The following is a 24,429-nucleotide window of genomic DNA, read 5'->3' as shown; positions in this document are numbered from 1 at the left end:
CCCTAAGACATGTCCCAAGACATAAGGGGACCCCGCGCACCCGCCAGAGCCCGCTGACCCTTGCTGCCTTCCGGCCCTGGGGGAGTTCACAGGATGGACGCCGCGCGGGGTCCACGGACGAGTCTAACCGCCCCGCCTCCCGCGCCGCACCCCACCCGCCCCCCGCGCTGCACCCCACCCGCCTCCCGCGCTGCACCCCACCCGCCTTACGGGCCCGGATCGGAGCCCGCTCGGCCCCGCGGTTTGCCTCCGCTTGCGCGTCCTGGGTATTCTCCTCCACGGAGGATTCGCCTAGTGGCCTATGGCGCTCGCCTGGAACGCGGGTTGGGGTTTATAGCCCCTCAGGGGTTCAAATCCCCTATCCTCCGCCGCAGACGCGGCCCGGAGCTCTCGAGCCCGGGCCGCGTCGCTCATTTCAGCCACGCCCGGGCCGACCGGAGGCCCGCTCTCGCTCCCGCGACCACCCACGCTCGGTAGGCTCGCGATCGTGACCGAGACCACGGGCGGCCGGACCGTTGACGACGACGTCGCCCTGCGGGTGCTCGTCTACAGCCACGACGCCGCCACCCGCAGCCGCGTGATGTCCGCCCTCGGCACCCGCCCGCACCCGGACCTGCCCCGGCTGACGTACCTCGAGGTCGCCACGGCCCCGGTCGCCCTCGAACACCTCGACGCGGGCGGGGTCGACCTGGCGATCCTCGACGGCGAGGCGACGCCCACCGGCGGACTCGGCCTGGCCAAGCAGCTGCGGGACGAGCTCGACCGCTGCCCGCCGGTGCTCGTCCTCATCGGCCGGGCGGACGACCGCTGGCTCGCCGACTGGTCCCGCGCGGACGCGTCGGTCCCCCACCCGATCGACCCGCTGCGCCTGCGCGACGCGGTGAACGGGCTCCTCGCCCCCGCCTGACACCGGCCCCCGCGGCCGCGCGCACTCTTCCCCCCGCCCGCGGAGCACGACCGAGACGCCATCTGTCCGAACCCCCGACGCACGTCAACACAGTGTGAGTAGAGTCACAGTTGCGGGCCGCACAGTGAACGGCCCGCCGGGGAGACGGACGACCGGACCCCATCAGCGCCGGTCGCTCGAACCCCCTGCGGTTGCAGTAGAGGCCCGCCTACAGGCGGCTTCTCATCACAAGCGCGAGGAGTGACGCCAACGTGAACGAATACGTGCCCATCCTGGTACTCGGGGCCCTGGCCGTCGCCTTCGCCGTCTTCTCCTCGGGCGTGTCCTCCTTCGCCGGGCCCAGCCGGTTCAACCGCGCCAAGCTCGAGGCCTACGAGTGCGGCATCCAGCCCACGCCGCAGCCGGCGGGCGGCGGCCGCTTCCCGGTGAAGTACTACCTCACCGCGATGCTGTTCATCATCTTCGGCATCGAGATCCTCTTCCTCTACCCGTGGGCCGTCCACTTCGACCAGCTCGGCGTGTTCGGGCTGGCCGCGATGGCCCTGTTCGTGTTCAACGTCTCCGTCGCCTACGCCTACGAGTGGCGCCGCGGCGGACTGAGCTGGGACTGACCCGGAGAGTCGGAGAGGAGCGCCGAGATGGGACTCGAGGAGAAGGTGCCGGCCGGCTTCCTGCTGACCACGGTCGAGCAACTGGCGGGCTACATGCGCAAGGGCTCGCTGTGGCCGGCGACGTTCGGTCTGGCGTGCTGCGCGATCGAAATGATGTCCACGAGCGGCGGCCGCTACGACCTGGCCCGATTCGGCACGGAGGTCTTCCGCGCGTCCCCCCGACAGGCCGATCTCATGATCGTCGCGGGCCGGGTCTCGCAGAAGATGGCCCCGGTCCTGCGGCAGGTGTACGACCAGATGGCCGAGCCCAAGTGGGTCCTGTCGATGGGCGTGTGCGCGTCGTCGGGCGGGATGTTCAACAACTACGCGATCGTGCAGGGCGTCGACCACATCGTGCCCGTCGACATCTACCTGCCCGGATGTCCGCCGCGGCCGGAGATGCTCATGCACGCGATCATCACGCTGCACGACAAGATCCAGGACATGCCGCTGGGCGCGAACCGGGCCGAGGCGATCCGTGCCGCGGAGCAGGCCGCGCTCGACCAGCGTCCGCTCATCCCCGTCGAGGGGATGTTCCGGTGACCGACACGACCCCCGATCGCGACCAGGCTCCCGACGCACCCGACCGCACGGACGCCGCCGGCCACCCCGTCACCGCCGACCCCCACGACGGCGCGGGGCCCGACCGCAGTGAGTCGGGCGTCGTCGGCGTGCGCCACGGCATGTTCGGCGTCCGCGGCTCCGGGGACACCACCGGGTTCGGGGGCCTCGTGCGCCCCAAGGAGATGCCCGGTACTACCCCACCGCCCTATGAGGACGACGACGACGAGGTCATCCGCGCGCTCACCGCGGCCCTGCACCAGCGGGGTGGGCCGAGTTTTCAGGAGGCCGTCGAGAAGGTCGTGGTCCACTGCGGGCAACTCACCCTGCACGTGGAGCGGGAGCACCTACCGGCGGTGGCCCTGACCCTCCGAGACGCCCCCGACCTGCGGTTCGAGATGTCGTTGGGCGCGAGCGGGGTGCACTACCCCGACGCCACCGGCCGGGAGCTGCACGTGGTGTACCCGCTGCAGTCGATCACCCACAACCGCCGCGTGATGCTCGAAACGTCGGCCCCGGACGCGGACCCGCACATCCCCACGCTGACCCGCGTGTACCCCACGACGGACTGGCACGAGCGGGAGACGTACGACTTCTTCGGCGTCCTCTTCGACGGCCACCCGTCGCTGACGCGGATCGAGATGCCGGACGACTGGGAGGGCCATCCGCAGCGCAAGGACTACCCGCTGGGCGGGATCCCGGTGCAATACAAGGGCGCGACCATCCCGCCGCCGGATCAGCGGAGGGCGTACTCATGACTGCCGATCGCACCCGGGCGAGGCGCTCGGGCCGCTCGGCCCGTGCCGACCGCGCCGCGGACTCCGACACGATCCTCACCGCCTCCGGGCAGGACTGGGACGCGATCAGTGAGGCCGCGCGCAACGCCGACGACGACCGCATCGTGGTGAACATGGGCCCGCAGCACCCGTCCACGCACGGGGTGCTGCGGCTGATCCTCGAGATCGAGGGCGAGACCGTCACCAAGGCCCAGTGCGGGATCGGTTACCTGCACACCGGCATCGAGAAGAACCTGGAATACCGCTACTGGACCCAGGGCGTCACCTTCGTCACCCGCATGGACTACCTGGCGCCGTTCTCCAACGAGGTCGCCTTCTGCCTGGGCGTGGAGAAGCTACTCGGGATCTCCGACCGGATCCCGCCGAGGGCGTCGGTCATCCGGGTGATGCTCATGGAGCTCAACCGCATCTCCTCGCACATGGTGGCCCTGGCGACCGGTGCCCTGGAATTGGGGGCGAGCACCCCGATGCTCTTCGGGTTCCGCGAGCGCGAGCTGGTGTTGGACGTCTTCGAGGTCATCACCGGCCTGCGGATGAACCACGCCTACGTCCGGCCCGGCGGCGTGGTCCAGGACCTGCCCGACGACGCGGTGCCCAAGGTGCGCGAACTTCTCGAGGTGATGCCCGGGCGGATCCGCGAGATGGAACTCCTGCTGCGCGAGAACCCCATCTGGAAGATGCGGCTGCAGGACGTCGGCTACCTCGATCTCACCGGGTGCATGGCCCTCGGCGTGACCGGCCCGGTCCTGCGGGCCACAGGACTGCCCCACGACGTGCGCCGGTCCGACCCGTACTGCGGATACGAGGACTACGAGTTCGACGTCATCACCGGCTCGGCGAGCGACTGCTACGACCGGTTCGTCATCCGTGTCGAGGAGATGAAGGAGTCACTGAAGATCGTCGAGCAGTGCCTGGACCGGCTCGAACCGGGACCCGTGATGGTCGACGACCCCAAGATCGCCTGGCCCGCCCAGCTCAAGGTGGGACCAGACGGGCTCGGCAACTCCGCCGAGCACATCCGCAAGATCATGGACAGCTCCATGGAGGCGCTGATCCACCACTTCAAGCTGGTCACCGAGGGCTTTCCGGTCCCGCCGGGTCAGGTGTACGTGCCGGTGGAGTCCCCCCGCGGCGAACTGGGGGTGCACATGGTCTCCGACGGCGGGACCCGCCCGTACCGGGTGCACTACCGCGACCCGTCGTTCACCAACCTGCAGGCCGTGGCCGCGATGTGCGAGGGCGGGATGCTTTCCGACGTCATCGCCTCGGTCGCCAGCATCGACCCCGTGATGGGAGGGGTGGACCGATGAGCAGCATGGAGTCGACGAGTCGCGAACCGGTCTTCCTGCAGTTCGGGCAGCAGCCGGACGAGCCGGGGGCGATCGTCCGGCCCGACGCCCGCCGGCACTACCCCGACGACGTCCTGGCGAGACTGCGGGCCGACGCCGAGGTGATCATCGCCCGCTATCCGCAGGCCCGGTCGGCGTTGCTGCCACTCCTGCACCTCGTCCAGGCCGAGGACGGGCACCTCACGCCCGCCGGCATCGAGTTCTGTGCCCTCGCCGTCGGACTCACCTCCGCCGAGGTCATGGCCGTCGCCACGTTCTACTCGATGTACCGACGCACGCCCACGGGCGACTACCTGGTCGGGGTGTGCACAAACACACTGTGCGCGGTGATGGGCGGCGACGAGATCTACGCCGACCTGCATGACCACCTGGGGCTCGACGGGCCCGGTACCACCGACGACGGCCGGGTGACGCTCGAGCGCATCGAGTGCAACGCGGCCTGCGACTACGCCCCGGTGATGATGGTCAACTGGGAGTTCTTCGACGACCAGACCCCCGCCTCCGCCCGGCAGGTCGTGGACGACCTGCGGGCCGGCCGGACGGTGACCCCGACCCGGGGCGCGCCGTTGTGCACGTTCCGCGAGACCTCCCGCCTCCTCGCCGGTTTCCCCGACACCCGCCCCGGCGCGAACGACGGCGCCCCCGGCGACGCGACCCTGGTCGGGCTGCGGATCGCCCGCGAACACGACATGCGCGCCCCCGCGGGGCCGGACGAGTCCACTGAGCTCCCCTCAACCGAGCCGGCCACCACCGAGCCGACCACCACCACACCGGACGAGGAGGCCTGACATGCCGCTCGCGCCGTACCTCAGCCGCTACTGGGACGCCCCCGACAGCTGGACGCTCGAGACCTACCTGGACCACGACGGCTACACGGGCCTGCGCAACGCCCTGGCCACCGGACCGGACGAGGTCATCTCCACCGTCCTCGACGCCGGCCTACGCGGCCGTGGCGGCGCCGGGTTCCCCACCGGCCGCAAGTGGGGCTTCATCCCGCAGGAGACCGGCGAGTCGGCCGACGGCTCCGACTCCGGCCCGGGCACGCAGGCCTCCGCGGCCGCCAAGCCCCACTACCTGGTGGTCAACGCGGACGAGTCCGAGCCCGGCACCTGCAAGGACATGCCGCTCATGCTGGCCACCCCGCACGTGCTCATCGAGGGCATCATCATCGCCGCGTACGCCATCCGCGCCTCGCACGCGTTCATCTATCTGCGCGGTGAGGTGGTGCCCGTCCTGCGCCGCCTGCAGGTGGCGGTCGCCGAGGCCTACGAGGCCGGGTACCTCGGCCGCGACATCCTCGGAAGCGGCGTCGACCTCGAGCTGATCGTCCACGCCGGCGCCGGCGCCTACATCTGCGGCGAGGAGACCGCCCTGCTCGACTCGCTCGAGGGACGCCGCGGCCAACCCAGACTGCGGCCGCCGTTCCCCGCCGTCGCCGGCCTCTACGCCTGTCCGACGGTGGTGAACAACGTCGAGTCCATCGCCAGCGTCCCGTCGATCCTCCAGCACGGGCCCGAGTGGTTCCGCTCGATGGGCTCGGAGAAGTCCCCCGGCTTCACCCTGTACTCACTGTCCGGGCACGTCACCCGGCCCGGCCAGTACGAGGCCCCGCTGGGCATCACCCTGCGCGAGCTACTCGACCTGGCCGGCGGGATCCGCCAGGGCCACACCCTCAAGTTCTGGACCCCCGGTGGTTCTTCGACCCCGCTGCTCACCGACGCCCATCTCGACATGCCGCTCGACTACGAGGGCTGCGCCGCCGAGGGCACCATGCTCGGCACCAAGGCGCTGCAGATCTTCGACGACACCACCTGCGTCGTGCGAGCGGTGCTGCGGTGGACGGAGTTCTACGCCCACGAGTCGTGCGGCAAGTGCACCCCCTGCCGCGAGGGCACGTTCTGGCTGGAGCAGATCATGCACCGACTCGAGGACGGCACCGCCACCGCCGACGATCTGGACCGACTGCTCGACATCTCCGACAACGTCGCCGGCAAGTCGTTCTGCGCCCTCGGCGACGCCGCCGCGACCCCCATCATCTCGTCAATCGCGCTCTTCCGCGACGAGTACCTCGCGCACATCCCGGATGGCTGCCCGTTCGACCACAGCCGCTCCACCCTCTTCGACCGGACCGACCGTGCGGGCGCCGGCTCCCGGCGTCCGCCCGTGCGGCCGGCCACTCGACCGGACCCCACACGACCGGATCCCACACGACCCGAGGAGGTGGCCCGATGACCTCCGCCCGGTCAGGTGTCCCCCGCGACGCCCGCGGTCCCGACCAGGAGCCGGACCATGGCCGCGCCAAGTCAGAGCGCGCCAAGTCAGAGCGCACGGACGATCTCGTCATGCTCACCGTCGACGGCCGCGCGGTCTCTGTGCCGCCCGGCACGCTCATCATCCGCGCCGCCGAGCGGTTGGGCGTGCAGATCCCCCGCTTCTGCGATCACCCGCTGCTCGAGCCGGCCGGGGCGTGCCGCCAGTGCATCGTCGAGGTCGAGGGCGCGCCCAAGCCCGTCACCTCGTGCACCACCCCGGTCACCCAGGACATGCAGGTGCGCACGCAATTCACCTCCGAGATGGCCGACAAGGCCCAGCGCGGGGTGATGGAACTGCTGCTCATCAACCACCCGCTCGACTGCCCGGTCTGCGACAAGGGCGGCGAGTGCCCGCTGCAGAACCAGGCCCTGTCCAGCGGCCACGGGCGGTCGAGGTTCACCGAGGTCAAGCGCACGTTCCCCAAGCCGATCGCCATCTCGTCGCAGGTGCTGCTCGACCGCGAACGCTGCGTCATGTGCGCCCGGTGCACCCGCTTCTCCGAGCAGATCGCCGGGGACCCGTTCATCGACCTCTTCGAGCGCGGCGCCCGGCAGCAGGTCGGGGTGTACGGCGACGAGCCGTTCGAGTCCTACTTCTCGGGGAACACTGTCCAGATCTGCCCGGTGGGCGCCCTGACCGGCGCGCAGTACCGCTTCCGCGCCCGCCCCTTCGACCTGGTCTCCAGCCCGGCGGTCTGCGAGCACTGCGCCAGCGGTTGCGGGCAGCGCACCGACCACCGTCGCGGGAAGGTCCTGCGCCGCCTCGCCGGCGACGACCCCGAGGTCAACGAGGAGTGGAACTGCGACAAGGGCCGGTGGGCGTTCACCTACGCCACCCAGCGCGACCGCATCACCACCCCCATGGTCCGCGGCGAGGGCGGCGGGCTGGTCCCGGTCCCGTGGTCCACCGCCCTGGCGACCGCTGCCCAGGGGTTGGCCGCCGCCCGCGGACGGGCCGGGGTCCTCACCGGGGGGCGGCTCACCGCCGAGGACGCCTACGCCTACGCCAAGTTCGCCCGCACGGTGCTCGGTACGAACGACGTCGACTTCCGCGCCCGCCGCCATTCGGCCGAGGAAGCGGACTTCCTGGCCGACCGGGTCGCCAGGCGCGGCCCGGGCGGCGGGTCGGAGCAGGGATCCGGCGGCGGTCCGGGTCAGGACAGCGGGCCGGGCCAGGACGGCGGGCCGGGCCAGGACGGCGGGGCCGTGACCTACGCCGACCTCGAGACCGCACCCGCCGTGCTTCTCGTGGGCTTCGACCCGGAGGAGGAGTCGCCGATCGTGTTCCTCCGCCTGCGGCGGGCCGCGCGCGACCACGGGCTGAAGGTCTTCTCGATCGCGCCCTTCGCCACCCCTGCCATCCGCAAGACCCGCGGCGCTCTGCTGCCGACCGTCCCCGGGGCGGAGCCCGAGGTGCTCAGCGCCCTCGCCGTCGTCCCCTCCGAGCCCAGCGGAACCGGGCCCTCCGCGACCACCGACCCCACCCGCGGCGCCCTGCCCACTCTGCTGCGCGAGCCCGGCGCGGTCATCCTCGTCGGCGAGCGGCTCGGCGCGGTGCCCGGCGGGCTCACGGCCGCGGCCGCCCTCGCCGACACCACCGGCGCACGGCTGGCGTGGATTCCCCGGCGAGCGGGTGAGCGCGGGGCGCTCGAGACCGGGTGCCTGCCGGGACTGCTGCCCGGCGGCGCCTCCGTCACGGACGACGACGCCCGGCGGGCCCTCGCCGAGCTGTGGCGCTGCGACGATCTGCCCGCGACGCCCGGCCGGAGCACCGCCGAGCAGCTGGCCGCGGCCGGCTCCGGCGAGCTCGGGGCCCTGGTCGTCGGCGGGGTCGAGGCTGCCGACCTGCCCGACCCGCGCGCCGCGCTGGACGCGGTCGACGCCGCCGGCTTCGTCGTGAGCCTCGAGCTGCGCCGCAGTGAGATCACCGATCGCGCCGACGTCGTTCTGCCGGTCGCGGCAGTCGCCGAGAAGGCGGGCACGTTCGTGAACTGGGAGGGCCGGACCCGCCCCTTCGCCGCCGCCCTGACCGGTACCGATGCTCTGCCCGACCACCGGATCCTCAATGCCCTGGCCGAGGAGACCGGTGCCTGGTTCGGCCTGGCGGACGTGGAATCGGTGCGCCGCGAGATGCAGGCCGTCAGCCACGCGCTCCGCCCCGCATCCGCCTATTCGGATCCGCAGCCGCGCCCCGGCAGGGCGTCTCGCACCGACCGGAGCGCTGGCGAGACGCCATCCCCAGGAGCGGCTGCGGGGTCGGCGGCGTCGGCGGGAGCGGCTGCGGGGTCGGGGGCATCTGCGCGGGCGGCTGCGGGTCCGGAGCCCGGCGCCGGGCAGGCGGTCCTGGCCACGTGGCGGATGCTGCTCGACGACGGTCGCATGCAGGACGGGGAACCGCACCTCGCCGGCACCGCCCGCCGCCCCGTGGCCCGCCTGTCGCCGACGACCGCCCGCGAACTCGGAGCCGCCGACGGCGACCCGGTGACCGTCTCCACCGACCGCGGGGCGATCACCCTGCCGCTGGCCGTCACCGAGATGCCCGACCGCGTGGTCTGGGTACCGCAGAACTCGCCCGGGTCCGCCGTGAACGCGACTCTCGCCGCCGGCGCAGGCGACGTGGTGTCCATCGCGGCCGGGGAGGTGGCGTCATGACCGGGGTCGCGGTGAACGGGCCCGCCGTGCTCGCCGCCGCGGACCTGTCGACCACCGGCGCCGACCTCACGGCCTTCGGTACGGACCCGTGGTGGCTGGTGTTGGCCAAGGTCCTCGCGGTCTTCGTGTTCCTCGTGGTAACCGTGCTCGCGGCCATCTACCTGGAGCGCAAGATTCTGGCATGGATGCAGATGCGCATCGGCCCCAACCGCGTCGGCCCCGGTGGGATCCTGCAGAGCTTGGCCGACGGCGTGAAGATCGCCCTCAAGGAGGGATTCATCCCGGCCGGGGTCGACAAGCCGATCTTCCTGCTCGCACCGGTCATCGCGGTGATCCCGGCGTTCATGGCGTTCGCGGTGATCCCCTTCGGGCCCGTGGTCTCCGTCTTCGGCCACTCCACGCCGCTGCAGCTCACGGACCTGCACGTGGGAGTGCTCTACATCCTCGCCGTCACCTCGATCGGGGTGTACGGGATCGTGTTGGCGGGCTGGTCCTCCGGCTCGACCTACCCACTGCTCGGCGGCCTGCGCTCCACCGCCCAGGTGATCAGCTACGAGATCGCCATGGCGCTGTCGTTCGTCGGGGTGTTCCTCTTCGCCGGCACCATGTCGACGTCGGGGATCGTCGCCGCCCAGTCGCAGGTGTGGTTCGTGTTCCTGCTGCTGCCCTCGTTCGTCATCTACGTCATCTCGATGGTCGGCGAGACCAACCGCGCCCCCTTCGATCTGCCCGAGGCCGAGGGCGAACTCGTGGGCGGGTTCCACACCGAGTACTCCTCGCTGCGCTTCGCGATGTTCATGCTGGCCGAGTACGTCAACATGACCACAGTCTCCGCGCTGGCGGCCACCCTGTTCCTCGGCGGCTGGCAGGCCCCCCTGCCGTTCTCGCTGATCGACGGCGCGGATTCCGGGTGGTGGGCGCTGCTGTGGTTCGTGGCCAAGGTGTGGGCGTTCATGTTCCTGTTCATGTGGCTGCGAGCCACCCTCCCGCGACTGCGCTACGACCAGTTCATGGCCTTCGGCTGGAAGGTGCTCATCCCCGTCTCGCTGGCCTGGGTCATGTCGGTGGCGACCATCCGGGTGATCGTGGGCCCCGGGTCCGCTCTCCTCACGCCCGCCATGGTGATCGCGGGCCTGGTGGCGGTGGCGGTCATCGTCGTCGTCCATCGGTCCCGATCCCGGCGCGGCGGCCGGGCCACGCCCACCCGCGGCGACTCCCCACCCGCGTCCGTCACGCGGGGCGCGCGCTTCGACCCCACGGCCGGAGGGTTCCCCGTCCCGCCGCTCCCCCACCAGCGCGCCGCGCTGGGCCGCTTCACTTCTGCAGACTCGCCCCCCAGTCAGGAGGCCCGCCATGCCTAGGAGACTGCTGAACAAGCTGCGATCCTGGCACGGCCGGTGTGCGTGAGGGCCGGTTGGCCGTCGCGCGAGGTGCGGTGTTGGAGATTTCTGGGTTCGGCGAGAAGGGCGAGAGGTTCGCGGCGCCCACCGCGGGTTGTTCGAGCCTGTGCTGGGGCGGGAATGCCTGGCCCCGGCCCGCTGATCAGGCCAGGGCCCAGGTTCCGTTCTGGCTCGTTAGTCCCATCGCGACTAGCCGGCGCAGGTTCAGGGCGGCAACGCGGTGGTGGAGCCAGTCGTTGTTCTTCTCGACCCCGCGGTACGGCACGCGGCGGGCACCTCGGGTCAGCCAGGCGATCGAGCGTTCCACCATCGGTCGGTTCTGGCGGTAGACGGTCTTGAAGTCCTCATCGCCGGCCCGCTGGCGGTGCTGGCGTTGCAGCAGGTGATGCTCGCCGAGCACGACTTTGCGCCCCGTGGCTGAGGTGGTGCACCGCTGACGCAGCGGGCAGCCACGACACGCCGCCCCGAAGGTGGCATTGCCCTTGGCAGACAGGCCACGGGTGATGTTGGCGGGGCAGGTCAGGGTGCCCGCCACGGCGTCGAAGGTGAAGTCATCCAGGGTGAACCCGCCCTCGACTGCGGGCCGTAGCGGCCACGGCTTGACCAGGGGCAGCCACTGCTTGCCGGCCAGGGTGTGCAGCATGTCGCCGCTGGCATAGGCGGAATCGCCGAGCACTTCGACCGGCTCGCCGGCGTCGATGGTGGGATCGGCGGTGACCAGCTGCGCGCCGACCGCGGCATCGGAGTTGGTCGGCCCGTTGGGCTTGGTCAGGGAGCACATGGTGGTCAGGCCGGTGTCGGGCTCGACCACGATGTGGGCCTTGAACCCGTCTTGGCGGCGCTGGCGGGTCTTGTGGGCGTGGCGGGCATCGGGGTCCACGGTGGAGATCACCCGATCCGGGGCGGTGCGGCGGGCGATGCGCCACCGCCCGTCGGTACCGTCTGAATCCTCGGCCGGTTCGACATCCTGCCCTGCTACCAGCGCCAACAGGGCGACCGCTTCGGCCGGCTTGCCGCCGGCGGCGGTGATCGCCTGAACATCGAGTGCCGCCAACAGCGCCAGAGCATCGGCCACCAGGGCGGAGACCAACTCATCACGGGCGGCCTGGTCATCCCAGGCGATGCGCGGCTTACCGGCCTCGGTGTAGTCCTGCCCGCACACCGCCGCCAGCCGGGTGCACTCGGTGGCGATCAGCTCCTTCGCCCCGGGCACCTCGCGGCCGACCCGGCGGATCTGGGCGATGAGCTGGGTGATCGTGTCTTGACGGGCCACTGCGTCGTCCAAGACCGTTGAATCCAGCGCCCGGCGGGTCTTGGCCTTGACCGCACCGGTCTCGGCGATGACCTGGCGCACCACCTCGAAGATCCGCTGCGGTCGGTCACTGGCCGCCAGGCGGCGTCGCCAATAGGTCAACGTCGACGAGTTGAAACCCTTCGCATCGACCGGATACCCGCAGGCGGCCTTCCACCGCAGGTCGAACGTCAGCGCGTCGACCGCTTCCCGGTCTGAGTGACCGAACAGTGCCTGGAGCACGATGACCGAGGCGATCACCTCACCGGGAATCGACGGCCGGCCCCGGCCCGAGGGAAACAGGTCGGCGAACAACTCGTCCGGGAACAGCCGGTCCCGGTGCTCGGCGAGCAACGCGAACACGCTGCCCTCCTCGAGCAGATGCCCCGCCACCGACTCCACATCCAGCAACTCGCGCTGCCGATCCGACTCACCCTGCATGACCCACATCATTTCAGGGCCACCCCAACCCCGCAGGCCGGACACGCACTTTGTTCAGCAGTCTCCTAGGAAGTCACGGTCCCGGGTTCCCGGGTTCCTCGAACCGCTCGCCGGGTTCGGGGTGACGTTCTCCACGATGTTCCGCAAGGCGCACACCGAGCAGTACCCGGAGGAGAAGGTCCCCACCGCGCCCCGCTACCACGGGCGACACCAACTCAACCGCTACGCCGACGGGCTGGAGAAGTGCATCGGCTGCGAACTGTGCGCATGGGCGTGCCCGGCGGACGCGATCTACGTCGAGGGCGCCGACAACACCGCCGAGGAACGCTTCTCCCCCGGCGAACGCTACGGGCGGATCTACCAGATCAACTACCTGCGCTGCATCGGCTGCGGCCTGTGCGTGGAGGCGTGCCCGACCCGGGCGCTGACCATGACGAACGACTACGAGATGGTCGACGACAACCGCGCGGACCTCATCTACGAGAAGCACGACCTGCTCGGACCGATGCTCGCCGGGATGGTCCCCGCCCCGCACGACATGTACCCGGGCGCCGACCACTTCGACTACTACCGCGGAGAGATCACCGGCTCCGCGCCCGAGCAGGGTGAGCCGTACGAGCCCGGTGAGGCCGAGCCGCGCGGTGCGACCGCAGCCGGCTCGCGCGCGCGCCGCGGAAGGGGGGCCTCGTGACCACCGGGGAGTCCGTCCTGTTCTGGGCGCTGGCCATCATCGCCGTGGCCGGGGCGCTCGGGGTGGTCTCGGCGACCAAGGCGGTCTACTCGGCGCTGTGCTTGGCCGCAACGATGGTCTCGCTCGCCGTGCTGTACATCGCGCAGGGGGCGGTGTTCCTGGGCGTGGGCCAGATCGTCGTCTACACCGGCGCCGTGATGATGCTGTTCCTGTTCGTGGTGATGCTGATCGGGGTGGAGTCCTCGGACTCGCTGGTCGAGCGGATCCGGGGGCACCGGGTGGCGGCCATCGTCGCCGGCCTGGGGTTCGGCATCCTGCTGGCCACCGGGCTGGCGCGGGCGCAACTGCCGCCGTTCGCCGGGTTCGCCCCCGGATACTCGGACGTCCCCGCGCTGGCGGAGCTGCTGTTCTCCCGGCACGTGTGGGCGTTCGAGCTCACCGGGGTGCTGCTCATCATCGCCACCCTCGGCGCGATGGTCCTGGCGCACCGCGAGCGCTTCACCGGGCGCCTCACCCAGCGGGAGATGTCGCAGCAGCGTTTCCTCGACTGGCAGGCCGACGACTCCGCCCGCGTGACCCCGCTGCCCAGCTCCGGCGTGTACGCGCGCCGCAACTCCGCCGACATGCCCGCCCGACTGCCCGACGGGTCCGACGCCCCCGACTCGGTGAGCGAGGTGCTGCGGCGCCATGCGGCCGATCGCGCGGACGGTCCCGACGAACTCGGCAGCGGCGGACCCGGCGAAGGGGGCCGACGGTGAACCCCGAGTACTACCTCTACCTCTCGGCCGTGCTGTTCACCATCGGCGCGGCCGGGTTCCTGCTGCGGCGCAACGCCATCGTCCTGTTCATGTGCATCGAGCTCATGCTCAACGCCACCAACCTCGCCCTGGTGGCGTTCGCTCGGATGCACGGCGACGTCACCGGCCAACTCTTCGCGTTCTTCATCATGGTCGTGGCCGCCGCCGAGGTCGTGATCGGCCTCGCGATCATCATGGCCATCTACCGGTCCCGCCGATCGGCGTCCGTCGACGACGCCAACCTGCTCAGGTACTAGGGGGACGACGATGACGACGACCGTGATGACGACGACGACAACGACCGCAGCCGCCCTCGCCCCCGCCGTCGCCGGGTCCGCGCTCTGGCTCATCCCCGCACTGCCGCTGTTCGGCGCGGCGGTCCTGCTGCTGCTCGGTCGCCGCGCGGACGGGTGGGGCCACCTGCTCGGGTGCGCGACCGCGCTGGCCTCATTCGCGGTGGCGGTGTGGCAACTCGTCGCCATGACCGGCCGTGACGCCGCCGACCGTGCCTCCGGACAGACCCTGTTCGAGTGGGTCTCGGTCGGCGAGTTCCAGCTGGACTTCGGCCTGCGCCTTGACGAGCTGTCCATGGTGTTCGTCCTGCTCGTCACCGGCGTCGGGCTGCTCATCCACGTGTACTCGATCGGCTACATGGCGGCCGACCCGGCGCGGCGCAAGTTCTTCGCCTACCTCAACCTGTTCCTCGCGGCGATGCTGCTGCTGGTGCTGGCCGACAACTTCCTCGGCCTCTACCTGGGTTGGGAGGGTGTCGGCCTGGTCTCCTACCTGCTCATCGGGTTCTGGCAGCACAAGCCGTCCGCCGCCACCGCGGCGAAGAAGGCGTTCGTCGTCAACCGCGTCGGTGACATCGGTCTGGGTGTGGCGCTGATGGTCATGGTCACCCAGCTGGGCACGCTGTCCTACGAGGGCGTGTTCTCCGCGATCGGTGGCGGGGCGGCGGGCAGCGAGGCGGCGGTAGCCGACGGCGGGGCGGTGAGCTCGGGGCTGGTCACCGCGCTCGGGCTGCTGTTGCTGCTGGGCGCGTGCGCCAAGTCCGCCCAGGTGCCGCTGCAGTCCTGGCTCGGCGACGCGATGGAGGGCCCCACCCCGGTGTCGGCCCTCATCCACGCCGCGACCATGGTCACCGCGGGCGTCTACCTCATCACCCGGTCCAACCCGATCTACGACGCGACCCCGACCGCGCGCGCCGCGGTGATCGCGGTCGGCGCCGTGACGCTGCTGTTCGGTGCGGTCATCGGCTGCGCCAAGGACGACATCAAGAAGGTCCTCGCCGCCTCCACCATGAGCCAGGTCGGGTACATGGTCATGGCCGCCGGCTTCGGGCCCGCCGGATACGCACTGGCGATCATGCACCTGCTCACCCACGGCTTCTTCAAGGCCGGCCTCTTCCTCGGCGCCGGTTCGGTGATGCACGGGATGAACGACGAGGTCGACATGCGACGCTACGGCGCCCTACGCGCGGTCATGCCGATCACCTTTGCCACCTTCGGACTCGGCTACCTGGCCATCATCGGCGTCCCACCGTTCGCCGGGTTCTACTCCAAGGAGGGCATCATCTCCGCGGCGTTCGACGTGGGCAGCGAATCAGCTGCGGGTGGGGGGCCGGGCGCGGGCTCACTGATCGGCTACCTCCTGGGGGCGGTGGCCCTGCTCGGCGCGGGCCTGACCGCCTTCTACATGACCCGCGTGATGATCCTGACCTTCTTCGGGCCGCAGCGCTGGGCCGACGACGCCCACCCCCACGAGTCGCCGGCGATCATGACGGCGCCGATGATCACGATCGCCGTGGGATCGGTGCTCTCGGGTCTGCTGTTGTCGCTCGGCGGGCGGCTGCAGGACTGGCTCGCCCCGGTCGTTGGCGAGCACCACCCGGAGCACGTCCTACCGGTGTGGTTGGTCACCGCCGCCTCCCTGGTCGTGGTGGCCGTTGGCATCGCCCTGGCCGTGCACCGCTACGCCCGTAGTGAGGTCCCGGCCACCGCCCCCGCCGGCTCCGCTCTCACGCGGGCCGCGCGCCGCGACCTGTACGCCGACGACCTCAACGAGGCGGTGTTCATGCGACCCGGCCAGGCCCTGGTCGCGGGCACCGAGGTGATCGACCGGCGAGTGGTGGCCGGGGCGGCGACGGGCGTCGGCGCCACCCTCGGGGAACTGTCCGCCCGGACGAGGCTCCTGCAGTCCGGACTCACCCGCTCCTACGCGCTGTACATGCTGATCGGCGCGGTTCTGGTGATCGCCGCGATGTTGGGGGGTGGCGTGCTGTGACCGGCCCCGGACTGCTCACCGCGCTGTGGCTCACGCCCCTGGTCGGCGCCCTCGTCGTCGTCGTCCTCCCTGCGAGCGCGCGCCGCGCGGCGAGGCCCCTCGCCCTGGTCACGTCACTGATCGTCCTGGGGGTGGCCGTCGCGCTGGCGGTCGGGTTCGAGCCGGGCGGCGAGACCCACCAGTTCGTCGAGTCGCGGCCGTGGATCCCCGCGTTCGGTGCGACGTACACGCTCGGGCTCGACGGCGTGGCGCTCGTGCTGGTGCTGCTCACCGCCGCGCTCATGCCGCTGCTCCTGCTCGCCGGATGGCGTGACACCGACGGGCCCGGCGGCGCCCGCCCCGCCCCGAACGGTCGGCGCACGCAGGCGTACCCCGCGCTCATGCTGGCCACCCAGGCGCTCGCGCTGATCACCTTCCTGAGCCTCGACGTGCTGCTGTTCTACGTGGCGTTCGAGGCCATGCTCATCCCGCTCTACTTTCTCATCGGCGCGTTCGGGGACAGCGGCGCGGACCGGGCGCGGGCGGCCGTGCGGTTCCTCCTCTACAACCTGCTCGGCGGCCTGGTCATGCTGGCCGCGGTGCTCTGGCTTTACATGTACACAGACCGGGCCGGACTCGGGCCCGACGGCCGCGGCACCTTCGACTATCGCCTCATCACCGACGCCGTCGCCGACGGGCGACTGCAGATCCCGCCCGGCGCGATGCTGCTGCTGTTCGCCGGGTTCACGTTGGCCTTCGCGATCAAGGCCCCGCTGTGGCCGTTCCACACGTGGCTGCCCGGCGCCGCCGTCGCCGCGACGCCCGCCTCCGCGGTGCTCATGATGGCCGTGGTGGACAAGGTCGGCACCTTCGCGATGCTGCGGTACTCGCTGCCGCTGTTCCCCGAGGCCGCGGCGACCGCGGCGCCCGTGATGGTGACGCTCGCGGTGATCAGCATCGTCTACGGCGGCATCATGGCCATCGCCCAGACCGACCTCCTGCGCCTCATCGCGTACGCGTCGATCTCCCACTTCGGGTTCATCGTCCTGGGCGTGTTCGCCGCGACCGAGCAGTCGGCGGCCGGGTCGGCGCTGTACATGGTCAACCACGGCATCGCCACGGCCGCACTGTTCCTCGTGGCCGGGTTCCTCGTCCGGCGGCACCGGATCCGCGAGATCGGCTACTTCGGCGGGGTGCAGCAGGCTGCTCCCCTGCTGGCCGGGGTGTTCCTCATCGCCGGGCTCGCGACGCTGTCACTGCCCGGACTGGCCCCGTTCATCAGCGAGTTCCTGGTGTTCGTCGGCACGTTCGAGGTCTACCCCGTCGCCGCCGTACTGGCCACGTCCACCTTCGTCCTGGCGGCCGTCTACATCCTGTGGACCTACCAACGGGTCATGGGCGGGCCCGTCGCACCGGGACTGCGGTCCACGCCCGACCTGACGACCCGCGAGCGCGTGGTGCTGGCCCCGCTGGTCGTGGCGCTGATCGTGCTGGGCTTCTACCCGCAGCCGGCGCTCGACGTGATCGACCCGGCGGTCACCGAGACCGTCGCCCACGTGGAAGGTGCCACCCGATGACCCCGAACATCGCCTACTCCTCGCTCCTGCCGCTGCTCGTGGTGCTCGGGACGGCGATCGTCTCGGTGCTCGTCGAGGCGTTCGCCCCCGCCCGACACCGCTATGCCGCGCAGCTGGTGCTGTACCTCGGCGGGCTCGTCGCGGCGCTGGTGACGGTGGTTCTGCTCGCCGGGACGCGGCTGGTGACGGCTGGCGGCGCCGTGGCCGTCGACGGGCCGACGCTGTTCCTGCAGGGGGCGACGGTCCTCGTGGCGATCGGGGCGGGGGTGCTCATCGGGGAACGCTCCCGGGTGGGCGCGGCGGCCGGGGCCTCGTCGGGTTCGGTGGGCGCGTCGGCCACGGCCCGTCGCCCGGTGCTCGCGGGCTTCGCCCCGCAGGCCGCCCTGGCCCCGGGCGGCGACGCCGAACGCGAGGCCGAACGCGCGGGCGTCTCCCAGACCGAGGTCTTCCCGCTCGCACTGTTCGCCACGGGCGGGCTCATGTTGTTCCCCGCGGCGAACGACCTCATCACCCTGTTCATCGCGCTCGAGGTGCTCTCCCTGCCGCTGTACGTGATGTGTGGCATGGCCCGCCGCCGGCGACTCCTCTCGCAGGAGGCCGCGGTCAAGTACTTCCTGCTGGGGTCGTTCTCCTCGGCCATCTTCGCCTACGGCGCCGCACTGATCTACGGCTACGCCGGGACCGTCGAGTTCGGCGGGATCGCAGCGGTAGTAGCGGCCGAGGGCGGCAGCTCACTGGCGCTGATCGGTGTGGCGATGATGTCGGTGGGCCTGCTGTTCAAGGTCGGGGCCGTGCCGTTCCACACCTGGACCCCCGACGTCTACCAGGGCGCGCCCACCTCGATCACGGCGTTCATGGCCGCCGGGACCAAGCTCGCCGCGTTCGGTGCGATCCTGCGGTTCTTCCACACCGCCGTCCCCCGCCTCGAGGACGACTGGGCGCCCGTGCTCTGGGTGATCGCGGCGCTGACGATGATCGTCGGCACGGTCGTCGGTGTCACGCAGAACGACGTCAAACGCCTGCTGGCCTACTCCTCCGTCGCGCACGCCGGATTCCTGCTCACCGGGGTGCTCGGCCCTCCGGCGGCCGGTACCTCCGCCGTGCTGTTCTACCTCGCGGCGTACGCGGTGAGCACCGTCGGCGTGTTCGCGGTGGCCGGGCTGGTCCGCGCGCCCGACGGCGCCGAGATCACCGACCTGCAGGCCTGGGCCGGGCTCGGCCGACGTCAGCCACTGGTGTCGGGCGCGTTCGCACTGCTGCTGCTCGCACTCGCGGGCATCCCGCTGACCAGCGGGTTCATCGCCAAGTTCGCGGTGTTCTCCGCAGCCGTTGCCGGCGGCGCGGTGAGCCTCGTGGTGATCGGCGTGCTCACGAGCGCGATCGCGGCCTCGTTCTACGTCCGCGTGATCGTGGTGATGTTCTTCCGCGATGCGGGCGAGGGCTCCGCAGGCGACGGCTCAGCAGGCGCCGGATCCGGGCGGTTCGGCTCCGCAGGGTCGGGCTCCGCAGGGTCGGGCTCCGCAGGGTCGGGCTCCGCAGGGTCGGGCTCCGCTGGGTCGGGTGAGGTGGCGTTCGCGCGCAGGCCCGTCACGTACGCGGTCGTCGGCGTCGCGGTCGTCGTGACGATCCTGCTGGGGATCATGCCGCAGCCTCTGCTCGACCTGGCCTCCATGGCGGCCGCGTTCGCGGGGTAGGAGTTCGAGAGGGCGGAGTCCGCGGGGTAGGAGTTCGCGGGGTAAACAGCCATCCGGCCGTCAGTAGCCGCGTCGACAAGAGTCTTTCACCCGTATCGGTCGAGTAGCAGTGCACGAAACACTCTTCTCGACGACTGCCGCCCGCCGCCTGCCGCCCGCCGCGCCCCCGGAGCCCGCCGCGCCCCCTACTCCCCCAGGCCCAGCGGGGTGGCGTCGAACTCCCCGGACAACGCGGAAACCGACCGAGCCAGTCGGAGGTCGCGCTGGGTCACCCCGTCGACGTCGTGGCTGCGGAGATCGAGGGTGACCTCGTCGTAACTCCACAGCAGGTCGGGGTGGTGGTCCTGCGAATTGGCGGCCTGCCCGATCGCGGTGACCAGGTTGATCGCGGCCTGAGGGGTCTCGCACACGGCCGTGTAGGTCAACGACCCTTCCGAGAAGGCCCAGCCGGGCAGGTCGGCGAGGCCTTCGGCGATCTGCTCCTCGGTCAGGCGGGTGTTGTCGTCGGCGGCGGGGCGGGCGTTGTCGGCGTCTGCGCTCATGCCGTCCAGTCTGGCACCTCGCGGCGCACCCGGCACTCCCGCCGGGGCGCGGGAACTCTCCGCCGCGTTCGGCGCTTCCCGCCACGTCGGCCACCGGTCGCGCCGCCTACCCTGTGGGAGTGAAATCCCCCGCCAGCTCCCTACCCCCGGCGCCGGCCGGTACGCACCCAGCCCGTCGGGCGACCTGCACCTGGGCAATCTGCGCACGGCGGTGGCGGCGTGGGTGCTGGCCCGCGATTCGGGCCGGGCGTTCCGGATGCGCGTCGACGATCTCGACGCCGCCCGCGCCCGGCCCGGGGTGGCCGAGCGTCAGCTGGCGGACCTGGCGGCGATCGGCCTCGACTGGGACGGCGAGATCATGTGGGAGTCCGAGCGGGCGCACGCCTACGCCGCGGCGGCGAACCAGCTGGCCGATCAGGACCTGGTCTATGAGTGCTACTGCTCGCGCCGCGAGATCGCCGAGGCCCCCCGCGCCCCGCACTCCCCGCCCGGGTCGTACCCCGGAACGTGCCGCGACCTGTCGGAGGCCGAACGGGAGCGTCGCCGGGAGGCACTCGGCCCGGGGAGGGTGCCGGCGCTGCGACTGCGCGCGACGGTCGCGGAGTTGACGATCACCGACCGGGTCCACGGGCCGTACACGGGCGTCGTCGACGACGTGGTCCTGCGCCGCGGTGACGGCGTGTGGGCGTACAACCTCGCCGTCGTCGTCGATGATGCCGAGCAGGGCGTCGACCAGGTCGTGCGCGGCGAGGACCTGCTCTCCTCCACTCCCCGCCAGGCCCATCTGGCCGACCTGCTGGGCCTGCCGCATCCGGAGTACGTGCACGTGCCGCTCGCGGTCAACGCCGCCGGTGAGCGTCTGGCCAAGCGGGACGGCGCGGTGACCCTGGCCGATCTGGCGCAGGAGGGGACGACGACGAGGGCCGCGGTCGCCCGGATCGTGGCCTCACTCGGTGGGCCGGAAGGCGCGGACTCGATCGAGGCGCTGCATGGGGTGGTCACCACCGAGTCCTTGCGGTCCGGCCCCTGGGTGGTGGCCTGATCGGCCGACACGCGCCCAGCCCGGCCCGACCGCCTCATCGAAAAGAGCGTTCCGCGCAGACCCACTCGCACAACGCGTGCGGAAGCGACTTGTCGATCAACGGTGACGCGGCGCGACGCGGCCTATTCGGCAGGCAGGGATTCGGCATCGCGGTGGGCGGCGCGGATAATCGTCGTTCGTGACCACTTCATCGCAGAATTCCGACCAGCTGGGGACTGGGCGGCCGGACGGGAACACTCCCGAGCCGGCGCCCAGCACCTCCTCCACCGCCTCCGCCGGTCTCCCCGGCCGCGCCGTGTTCGCCACCGTCGCCAGCCCGTACTACGGCTATCTCATCGCCCTGTTCGTCGGCGTGATGCTCATCAGCAACGTCACCGGAACCAAGGGCGTCCTCCTCTTCCCCGACCTGAGCTTCGAACTCGGGTTCCTCTCGATGGACGGGCTCGTCACCGACGGCGCCTTCCTGCTCTTCCCGCTGGCCTACGTGCTCGGCGACGTGATCAGTGAGGTGTACGGCTTCAAGGCGATGCGCCGCGTCGTGCTCTCCGGTTTCGCCGTGCTGGCCCTGGCAGCGTTGAGCTTCAGCCTGACCGTGCAGCTGCCGCCGGCCGACTTCTACGAGAACCAGGACGCGTTCGAGGCCGTCGCGGGGGTCATCCCGCAGTTCTTCCTCGCCGGCCTGGCCGGGTACGTCGTCGGCGAGTTGCTCAACTCCTACGTCCTGGTGTGGATGAAGCGCCGCACCGGTGAGCGGAGTCTGTGGGCGCGGCTCCTGGGGTCGACCGTGGTGGGCCAGCTCGCCGACACGCTGGTGTTCTGCACGATCGCGGCTCCGGCGCTGGGCATGGTGCTCGGCTCGGGCGACTACTGGAACTACGTCGTCATCGGCTTCGTCTGGAAGACCCTCGTCGAGGCGGTCCTGCTGCCGGTGACCTACGTGGTGATCGCGTGGATCAAGAAGCGCGAGCCCAGCTATCAGGCTGCACTGTCGGGTTCCGCCCTGTCACACTCGGCGGTATGACCTCCGCTGACCGGGACGCAGACGACGGGCGCGACGCCGCCCGACCCGCCGCGGTGGCGGTGCTCGGCGCGACGGTCGACGACCAGACCAGGTGCGTCCACTACCACGGCCCGTTGGACGTCATCGCGATCCGCTTCCACTGCTGCGGGGACTTCTATCCCTGTTTCCGCTGCCACGCCGACGCCACCGACCACGCGCTGTCGGTGTGGCCGCGGGACGAGTTCGACACCGATGCCCTGCTCTGTGGCGCGTGCCGGACCACGCTGACGATCGCCGAGTACCAGGCCACCGACGCCTGCCCGGCCTGCGGCACGGCGTTCAACCCGGGCTGCTCGCTGCACTACCCGCTCTACTTCGAGTGACGAGCCCCGGTTCTTCGTCCCGCCGCGGCCCGGGTCCCTACAACGATGCGCCCGGGAATCCGTCTGCTTCATTCATGGTCTTGATCACCGTGAGCAACACGCCGAGAACCAGCCGGGTGAGATCCTCCCGCTGGGCGAGATCCGCATCACGGCCGAGCTTGAGCGCGCGTTCCGCCGGCTCGGGGTCGGGAAGACCCCTGACCGCTGCCGCCAGGGCCTCCGACTCCGCGCGGCTGACCCCGAGAATCTTCGAATCGGACACGATCGTCTCGACGATGTCCCGCAGGACCGAGCCCTCCCTGTCGTCGAGCTGCGGGACGACGCGGACGATGTCGTCGTAGAGCCCCTCGACGTAGTCGTGGTCGTCCGGGTCTTGCTGGTCACGGGAGGCGTCTTCGGCGACAGAACAGAGGAAGTCGAACAGCATCTGGTCGGCCGTGTAGGGCCCCGGCCAGAGGCCGAGGTGCTCGTCGAACGGTAGAGCGGCCGCGCGAGAGATCAGCTTTCCGGCCACCTCTTCTGCCCCGTCGACCATTCTGGCCAACGCCTTGTCCAGGAGATTGAACGCTGCCTCCATCGCCGCCTCGCTGACCGGCGCCAGCGCCCCGGTCTTGGAATCCGGGTGGAGCCCGTAGGCCGTTCGACGTGCCAGGTTCTCTTCGGACGTCAGCCTGCGGTCGTGTGCCATGCGCTCAGCTTGTCATCCGCGGCGGCTCGGCGTTCCGTCACCGCCCCGAGTAGTACCGCCCCAGGAACTGTTCCTTGTAGGCGACGTACTCGTCGGGCCCGGCCGCCATCGCCGCGCGCACCTCGTCGACCAGCCGCACCACAAAGGCCAGGTTGTGCAGGGTGAGCAGGGTGGAGCCAAGGAACTCCTTGGCCTTGAACAGGTGATGCAGGTAGGCGCGGCTGTACTCGCGCGACACCTCGGACGGCCCCTCGGGGTCGAGCGGGGTGTGGTCGTGGCGGAACTGGGCGCGGGTGATGTTGACCCGCCCGTCGAGCGTGTAGATCCCACCGTGGCGGGCCAGCCGGGTGGGCGCGACGCAGTCGAAGGTGTCGGCGCCGTTCTCCACGGCGGTGAAGATGTCGTCGGGCTCGCTGATGCCCAACAGGTGTCGCGGCCGGTCCTCGGGCAGTTCCTCGGTGCACCAGCCGACGATCGTTCCGAGGTTCTCCTTCTCCAGCGCGCCGCCGATTCCGTAGCCGCCGAACCCGCGCCGCCCCTCGGCCTCGGCGCGCTCGCTCATCTCCACGAGCCCGCGCACGGCCTGCCGCCGCAAATCCTCGAACTGTGCACCCTGGATCACGCCCCACAGTGACTGCCCCGGTCGGTGCCCCCGCTCCAGCGACAGCCGCTCGTGCTCGTCGAGGCAGCGCTGCGCCCATCGCCGGGTCCGCTCCACCGAACTCTCCTGGTATTTCCGCGTGTTCATCAGCGTGGTGAGCTCGTCGAACGCGAACAGGATGTCGGCGCCCAGCGAGTGCTGGATGCGCATGGACACCTCGGGCGAGAAGCGGTGCCGGGAGCCGTCGAGGTGCGAGGTGAAGGTGACGCCGTCCTCGTCGACCTTCGCGAGCCGGCCCTGCCCCTTGTTGGTGGCCGCGTCGTCCGGTTTGGCGGCCGCGCCCGCGGACATCTCGATGACCTTCTTGAATCCCACCCCGAGGCTCATCACCTGGAAGCCGCCGGAGTCGGTGTAGGTGGGCCCGGACCAGCGCATGAACTCCCCCAGCCCGCCGGCGGCGTCGACGACCTCGTGCCCGGGCTGCAGGTACAGGTGGTAGGCGTTCGCCAGGACGGCCTGGGCGCCGGTGGAGCGGACCTGCTCGGGGGTCAGCGTCTTGACGGTGGCCTTGGTGCCGACGGGGATGAACGCCGGGGTGGCGATGTCACCGTGCGGAGTGTGGATGACACCCGTCCGCCCGCCTGCCGTCCCGTCGAGGACCATCCGCTCGCCCACGTCGAAGGTGGTCGCGCGGGTGGTGGGCGTGGCGTTGTCCGGCATCACTCCATCGTGGCATGGCGGTCGCGGATTGCGGACGTGACCCTAAGATGGAGAGGTACGTCGGCATGG

Annotated in this window: 22 protein-coding genes, 1 tRNA gene and 1 other RNA gene; 19 read left to right on the top strand and 5 right to left on the bottom strand. The window is 71.0% G+C overall.

From position 1 onward, the window contains the following. Window positions 1–21 precede the first annotated feature (21 nt). An RNA gene (gene ffs / locus OVA21_RS18590) (signal recognition particle sRNA small type) lies at window positions 22–116 on the bottom strand. A gap of 164 nt (window positions 117–280) precedes the next feature. Here ffs and OVA21_RS18585 point away from each other — a divergent pair. From OVA21_RS18585 to nuoH, 10 genes are all read left to right on the top strand, one after another. Further along, a tRNA-Ser gene (locus OVA21_RS18585) sits at window positions 281–368 on the top strand. A gap of 119 nt (window positions 369–487) precedes the next feature. Further along, entirely contained in the window at window positions 488–907 is a 420-nt protein-coding gene (locus tag OVA21_RS18580; RefSeq protein ID WP_067714627.1) for an Rv3143 family two-component system response regulator, read from the top strand. Between the two features lie 251 nt (window positions 908–1,158). After that, on the top strand, window positions 1,159–1,518 hold the full coding sequence (locus tag OVA21_RS18575; RefSeq protein ID WP_067714630.1) for an NADH-quinone oxidoreductase subunit A: 360 nt from the start codon (window positions 1,159–1,161) through the stop codon (window positions 1,516–1,518). 27 nt (window positions 1,519–1,545) lie between these two features. Then, a complete protein-coding gene (locus OVA21_RS18570) occupies window positions 1,546–2,100 on the top strand; it encodes a NuoB/complex I 20 kDa subunit family protein (RefSeq protein WP_096906205.1) in 555 nt (184 codons plus the stop codon). Window positions 2,101–2,228: 128 nt separating this feature from the next. Continuing rightward, complete coding sequence (locus OVA21_RS18565) at window positions 2,229–2,876, top strand: NADH-quinone oxidoreductase subunit C (RefSeq protein WP_254050682.1); 648 nt, start codon at window positions 2,229–2,231, stop codon at window positions 2,874–2,876. Then, complete coding sequence (gene nuoD / locus OVA21_RS18560) at window positions 2,873–4,225, top strand: NADH dehydrogenase (quinone) subunit D (protein WP_096906207.1); 1,353 nt, start codon at window positions 2,873–2,875, stop codon at window positions 4,223–4,225. Before OVA21_RS18565 ends, nuoD begins: the two co-directional genes overlap by 4 nt. Next, a complete protein-coding gene (nuoE, locus tag OVA21_RS18555) occupies window positions 4,222–5,052 on the top strand; it encodes an NADH-quinone oxidoreductase subunit NuoE (RefSeq protein ID WP_082923811.1) in 831 nt (276 codons plus the stop codon). Before nuoD ends, nuoE begins: the two co-directional genes overlap by 4 nt. 1 nt (window position 5,053) lies before the next feature. Then, complete coding sequence (nuoF, locus tag OVA21_RS18550; RefSeq protein WP_096906208.1) at window positions 5,054–6,496, top strand: NADH-quinone oxidoreductase subunit NuoF; 1,443 nt, start codon at window positions 5,054–5,056, stop codon at window positions 6,494–6,496. Window positions 6,497–6,606: 110 nt separating this feature from the next. Further along, window positions 6,607–9,228, top strand: coding sequence for an NADH-quinone oxidoreductase subunit G (locus OVA21_RS18545; RefSeq protein WP_254050683.1), 2,622 nt, complete (start codon window positions 6,607–6,609; stop codon window positions 9,226–9,228). Further along, window positions 9,225–10,589, top strand: coding sequence for an NADH-quinone oxidoreductase subunit NuoH (gene nuoH / locus OVA21_RS18540; protein ID WP_082923812.1), 1,365 nt, complete (start codon window positions 9,225–9,227; stop codon window positions 10,587–10,589). Before OVA21_RS18545 ends, nuoH begins: the two co-directional genes overlap by 4 nt. Before the next feature lie 181 nt (window positions 10,590–10,770). On the opposite strand, the gene OVA21_RS18535 is transcribed toward nuoH, so the two are convergent. Next, window positions 10,771–12,360 (bottom strand): IS1182 family transposase, encoded by a 1,590-nt coding sequence (locus OVA21_RS18535; RefSeq protein ID WP_096905213.1) that lies wholly within the window; start codon window positions 12,358–12,360, stop codon window positions 10,771–10,773. Here OVA21_RS18535 and nuoI point away from each other — a divergent pair. The 6 genes from nuoI to nuoN are packed head-to-tail and all read left to right on the top strand — an operon-like array spanning window position 12,359 to window position 19,384. After that, window positions 12,359–13,051 (top strand): NADH-quinone oxidoreductase subunit NuoI, encoded by a 693-nt coding sequence (gene nuoI, locus OVA21_RS18530; protein WP_268093064.1) that lies wholly within the window; start codon window positions 12,359–12,361, stop codon window positions 13,049–13,051. The two genes, OVA21_RS18535 and nuoI, sit on opposite strands and share 2 nt — an antisense overlap. Beyond that, window positions 13,048–13,809 carry an NADH-quinone oxidoreductase subunit J gene (locus OVA21_RS18525; RefSeq protein ID WP_268093063.1) on the top strand — a complete coding sequence of 254 codons (762 nt, stop codon included), beginning with the start codon at window positions 13,048–13,050 and terminating at the stop codon, window positions 13,807–13,809. The genes nuoI and OVA21_RS18525 overlap by 4 nt, the downstream gene beginning before the upstream one ends. Then, complete coding sequence (gene nuoK, locus OVA21_RS18520) at window positions 13,806–14,105, top strand: NADH-quinone oxidoreductase subunit NuoK (protein ID WP_067714654.1); 300 nt, start codon at window positions 13,806–13,808, stop codon at window positions 14,103–14,105. Before OVA21_RS18525 ends, nuoK begins: the two co-directional genes overlap by 4 nt. A 25-nt stretch (window positions 14,106–14,130) precedes the next feature. Continuing rightward, window positions 14,131–16,134, top strand: coding sequence for an NADH-quinone oxidoreductase subunit L (gene nuoL, locus OVA21_RS18515; RefSeq protein ID WP_268093189.1), 2,004 nt, complete (start codon window positions 14,131–14,133; stop codon window positions 16,132–16,134). Further along, window positions 16,131–17,690 (top strand): NADH-quinone oxidoreductase subunit M, encoded by a 1,560-nt coding sequence (locus OVA21_RS18510; RefSeq protein WP_268093061.1) that lies wholly within the window; start codon window positions 16,131–16,133, stop codon window positions 17,688–17,690. Before nuoL ends, OVA21_RS18510 begins: the two co-directional genes overlap by 4 nt. Further along, window positions 17,687–19,384 (top strand): NADH-quinone oxidoreductase subunit NuoN, encoded by a 1,698-nt coding sequence (gene nuoN, locus OVA21_RS18505; protein ID WP_268093060.1) that lies wholly within the window; start codon window positions 17,687–17,689, stop codon window positions 19,382–19,384. The genes OVA21_RS18510 and nuoN overlap by 4 nt, the downstream gene beginning before the upstream one ends. 185 nt (window positions 19,385–19,569) lie before the next feature. Here nuoN and OVA21_RS18500 read toward each other — a convergent pair whose 3' ends face one another. Further along, entirely contained in the window at window positions 19,570–19,926 is a 357-nt protein-coding gene (locus OVA21_RS18500) for a 4a-hydroxytetrahydrobiopterin dehydratase (RefSeq protein WP_163375362.1), read from the bottom strand. On the opposite strand from OVA21_RS18500, the gene gluQRS reads away from it, so the two are divergent. The 3 genes from gluQRS (at window position 19,925) to OVA21_RS18485 (ending at window position 22,351) form a co-directional block, all read left to right on the top strand. After that, on the top strand, window positions 19,925–20,968 hold the full coding sequence (gluQRS, locus tag OVA21_RS18495) for a tRNA glutamyl-Q(34) synthetase GluQRS (RefSeq protein WP_442778944.1): 1,044 nt from the start codon (window positions 19,925–19,927) through the stop codon (window positions 20,966–20,968). The two genes, OVA21_RS18500 and gluQRS, sit on opposite strands and share 2 nt — an antisense overlap. A 178-nt stretch (window positions 20,969–21,146) precedes the next feature. Further along, the gene (locus OVA21_RS18490) at window positions 21,147–21,989 is read left to right on the top strand and encodes a queuosine precursor transporter (protein ID WP_442778943.1); all 843 of its coding nucleotides are present in this window, start codon (window positions 21,147–21,149) and stop codon (window positions 21,987–21,989) included. Further along, the gene (locus tag OVA21_RS18485) at window positions 21,986–22,351 is read left to right on the top strand and encodes a CHY zinc finger protein (RefSeq protein ID WP_268093059.1); all 366 of its coding nucleotides are present in this window, start codon (window positions 21,986–21,988) and stop codon (window positions 22,349–22,351) included. Before OVA21_RS18490 ends, OVA21_RS18485 begins: the two co-directional genes overlap by 4 nt. 37 nt (window positions 22,352–22,388) lie before the next feature. Here OVA21_RS18485 and OVA21_RS18480 read toward each other — a convergent pair whose 3' ends face one another. Then, the gene (locus tag OVA21_RS18480; protein ID WP_268093058.1) at window positions 22,389–23,039 is read right to left on the bottom strand and encodes a hypothetical protein; all 651 of its coding nucleotides are present in this window, start codon (window positions 23,037–23,039) and stop codon (window positions 22,389–22,391) included. Window positions 23,040–23,076: 37 nt separating this feature from the next. Next, window positions 23,077–24,360, bottom strand: coding sequence for a tRNA guanosine(34) transglycosylase Tgt (gene tgt / locus OVA21_RS18475; protein WP_268093057.1), 1,284 nt, complete (start codon window positions 24,358–24,360; stop codon window positions 23,077–23,079). Between the last annotated feature and the right edge of the window lie 69 nt (window positions 24,361–24,429).

The sequence above is a fragment of the Dietzia sp. SL131 genome, assembly GCF_026672565.1.
Classification (GTDB): domain Bacteria; phylum Actinomycetota; class Actinomycetes; order Mycobacteriales; family Mycobacteriaceae; genus Dietzia; species Dietzia kunjamensis.
This window is presented reverse-complemented; position numbering and strand designations above follow the sequence as displayed.

What these genes read in the sequence shown, in the direction of transcription:
- OVA21_RS18570 (WP_096906205.1), top strand. Translation starts at nt 1,546, where the DNA reads ATGGGACTCGAGGAGAAGGTGCCGGCCGGCTTCCTGCTGACCACGGTC.
- nuoD (WP_096906207.1), top strand. Translation starts at nt 2,873, where the DNA reads ATGACTGCCGATCGCACCCGGGCGAGGCGCTCGGGCCGCTCGGCCCGT.
- nuoE (WP_082923811.1), top strand. Translation starts at nt 4,222, where the DNA reads ATGAGCAGCATGGAGTCGACGAGTCGCGAACCGGTCTTCCTGCAGTTC.
- nuoF (WP_096906208.1), top strand. Translation starts at nt 5,054, where the DNA reads ATGCCGCTCGCGCCGTACCTCAGCCGCTACTGGGACGCCCCCGACAGC.
- OVA21_RS18545 (WP_254050683.1), top strand. Translation starts at nt 6,607, where the DNA reads ATGCTCACCGTCGACGGCCGCGCGGTCTCTGTGCCGCCCGGCACGCTC.
- nuoH (WP_082923812.1), top strand. Translation starts at nt 9,225, where the DNA reads ATGACCGGGGTCGCGGTGAACGGGCCCGCCGTGCTCGCCGCCGCGGAC.
- nuoI (WP_268093064.1), top strand. Translation starts at nt 12,359, where the DNA reads ATGACCCACATCATTTCAGGGCCACCCCAACCCCGCAGGCCGGACACG.
- OVA21_RS18535 (WP_096905213.1), bottom strand. Translation starts at nt 12,360, where the DNA reads ATGCAGGGTGAGTCGGATCGGCAGCGCGAGTTGCTGGATGTGGAGTCG.
- nuoL (WP_268093189.1), top strand. Translation starts at nt 14,131, where the DNA reads ATGACGACGACGACAACGACCGCAGCCGCCCTCGCCCCCGCCGTCGCC.
- nuoN (WP_268093060.1), top strand. Translation starts at nt 17,687, where the DNA reads ATGACCCCGAACATCGCCTACTCCTCGCTCCTGCCGCTGCTCGTGGTG.
- gluQRS (WP_442778944.1), top strand. Translation starts at nt 19,925, where the DNA reads ATGCCGTCCAGTCTGGCACCTCGCGGCGCACCCGGCACTCCCGCCGGG.
- OVA21_RS18500 (WP_163375362.1), bottom strand. Translation starts at nt 19,926, where the DNA reads ATGAGCGCAGACGCCGACAACGCCCGCCCCGCCGCCGACGACAACACC.
- OVA21_RS18485 (WP_268093059.1), top strand. Translation starts at nt 21,986, where the DNA reads ATGACCTCCGCTGACCGGGACGCAGACGACGGGCGCGACGCCGCCCGA.
- OVA21_RS18480 (WP_268093058.1), bottom strand. Translation starts at nt 23,039, where the DNA reads ATGGCACACGACCGCAGGCTGACGTCCGAAGAGAACCTGGCACGTCGA.
- tgt (WP_268093057.1), bottom strand. Translation starts at nt 24,360, where the DNA reads ATGCCGGACAACGCCACGCCCACCACCCGCGCGACCACCTTCGACGTG.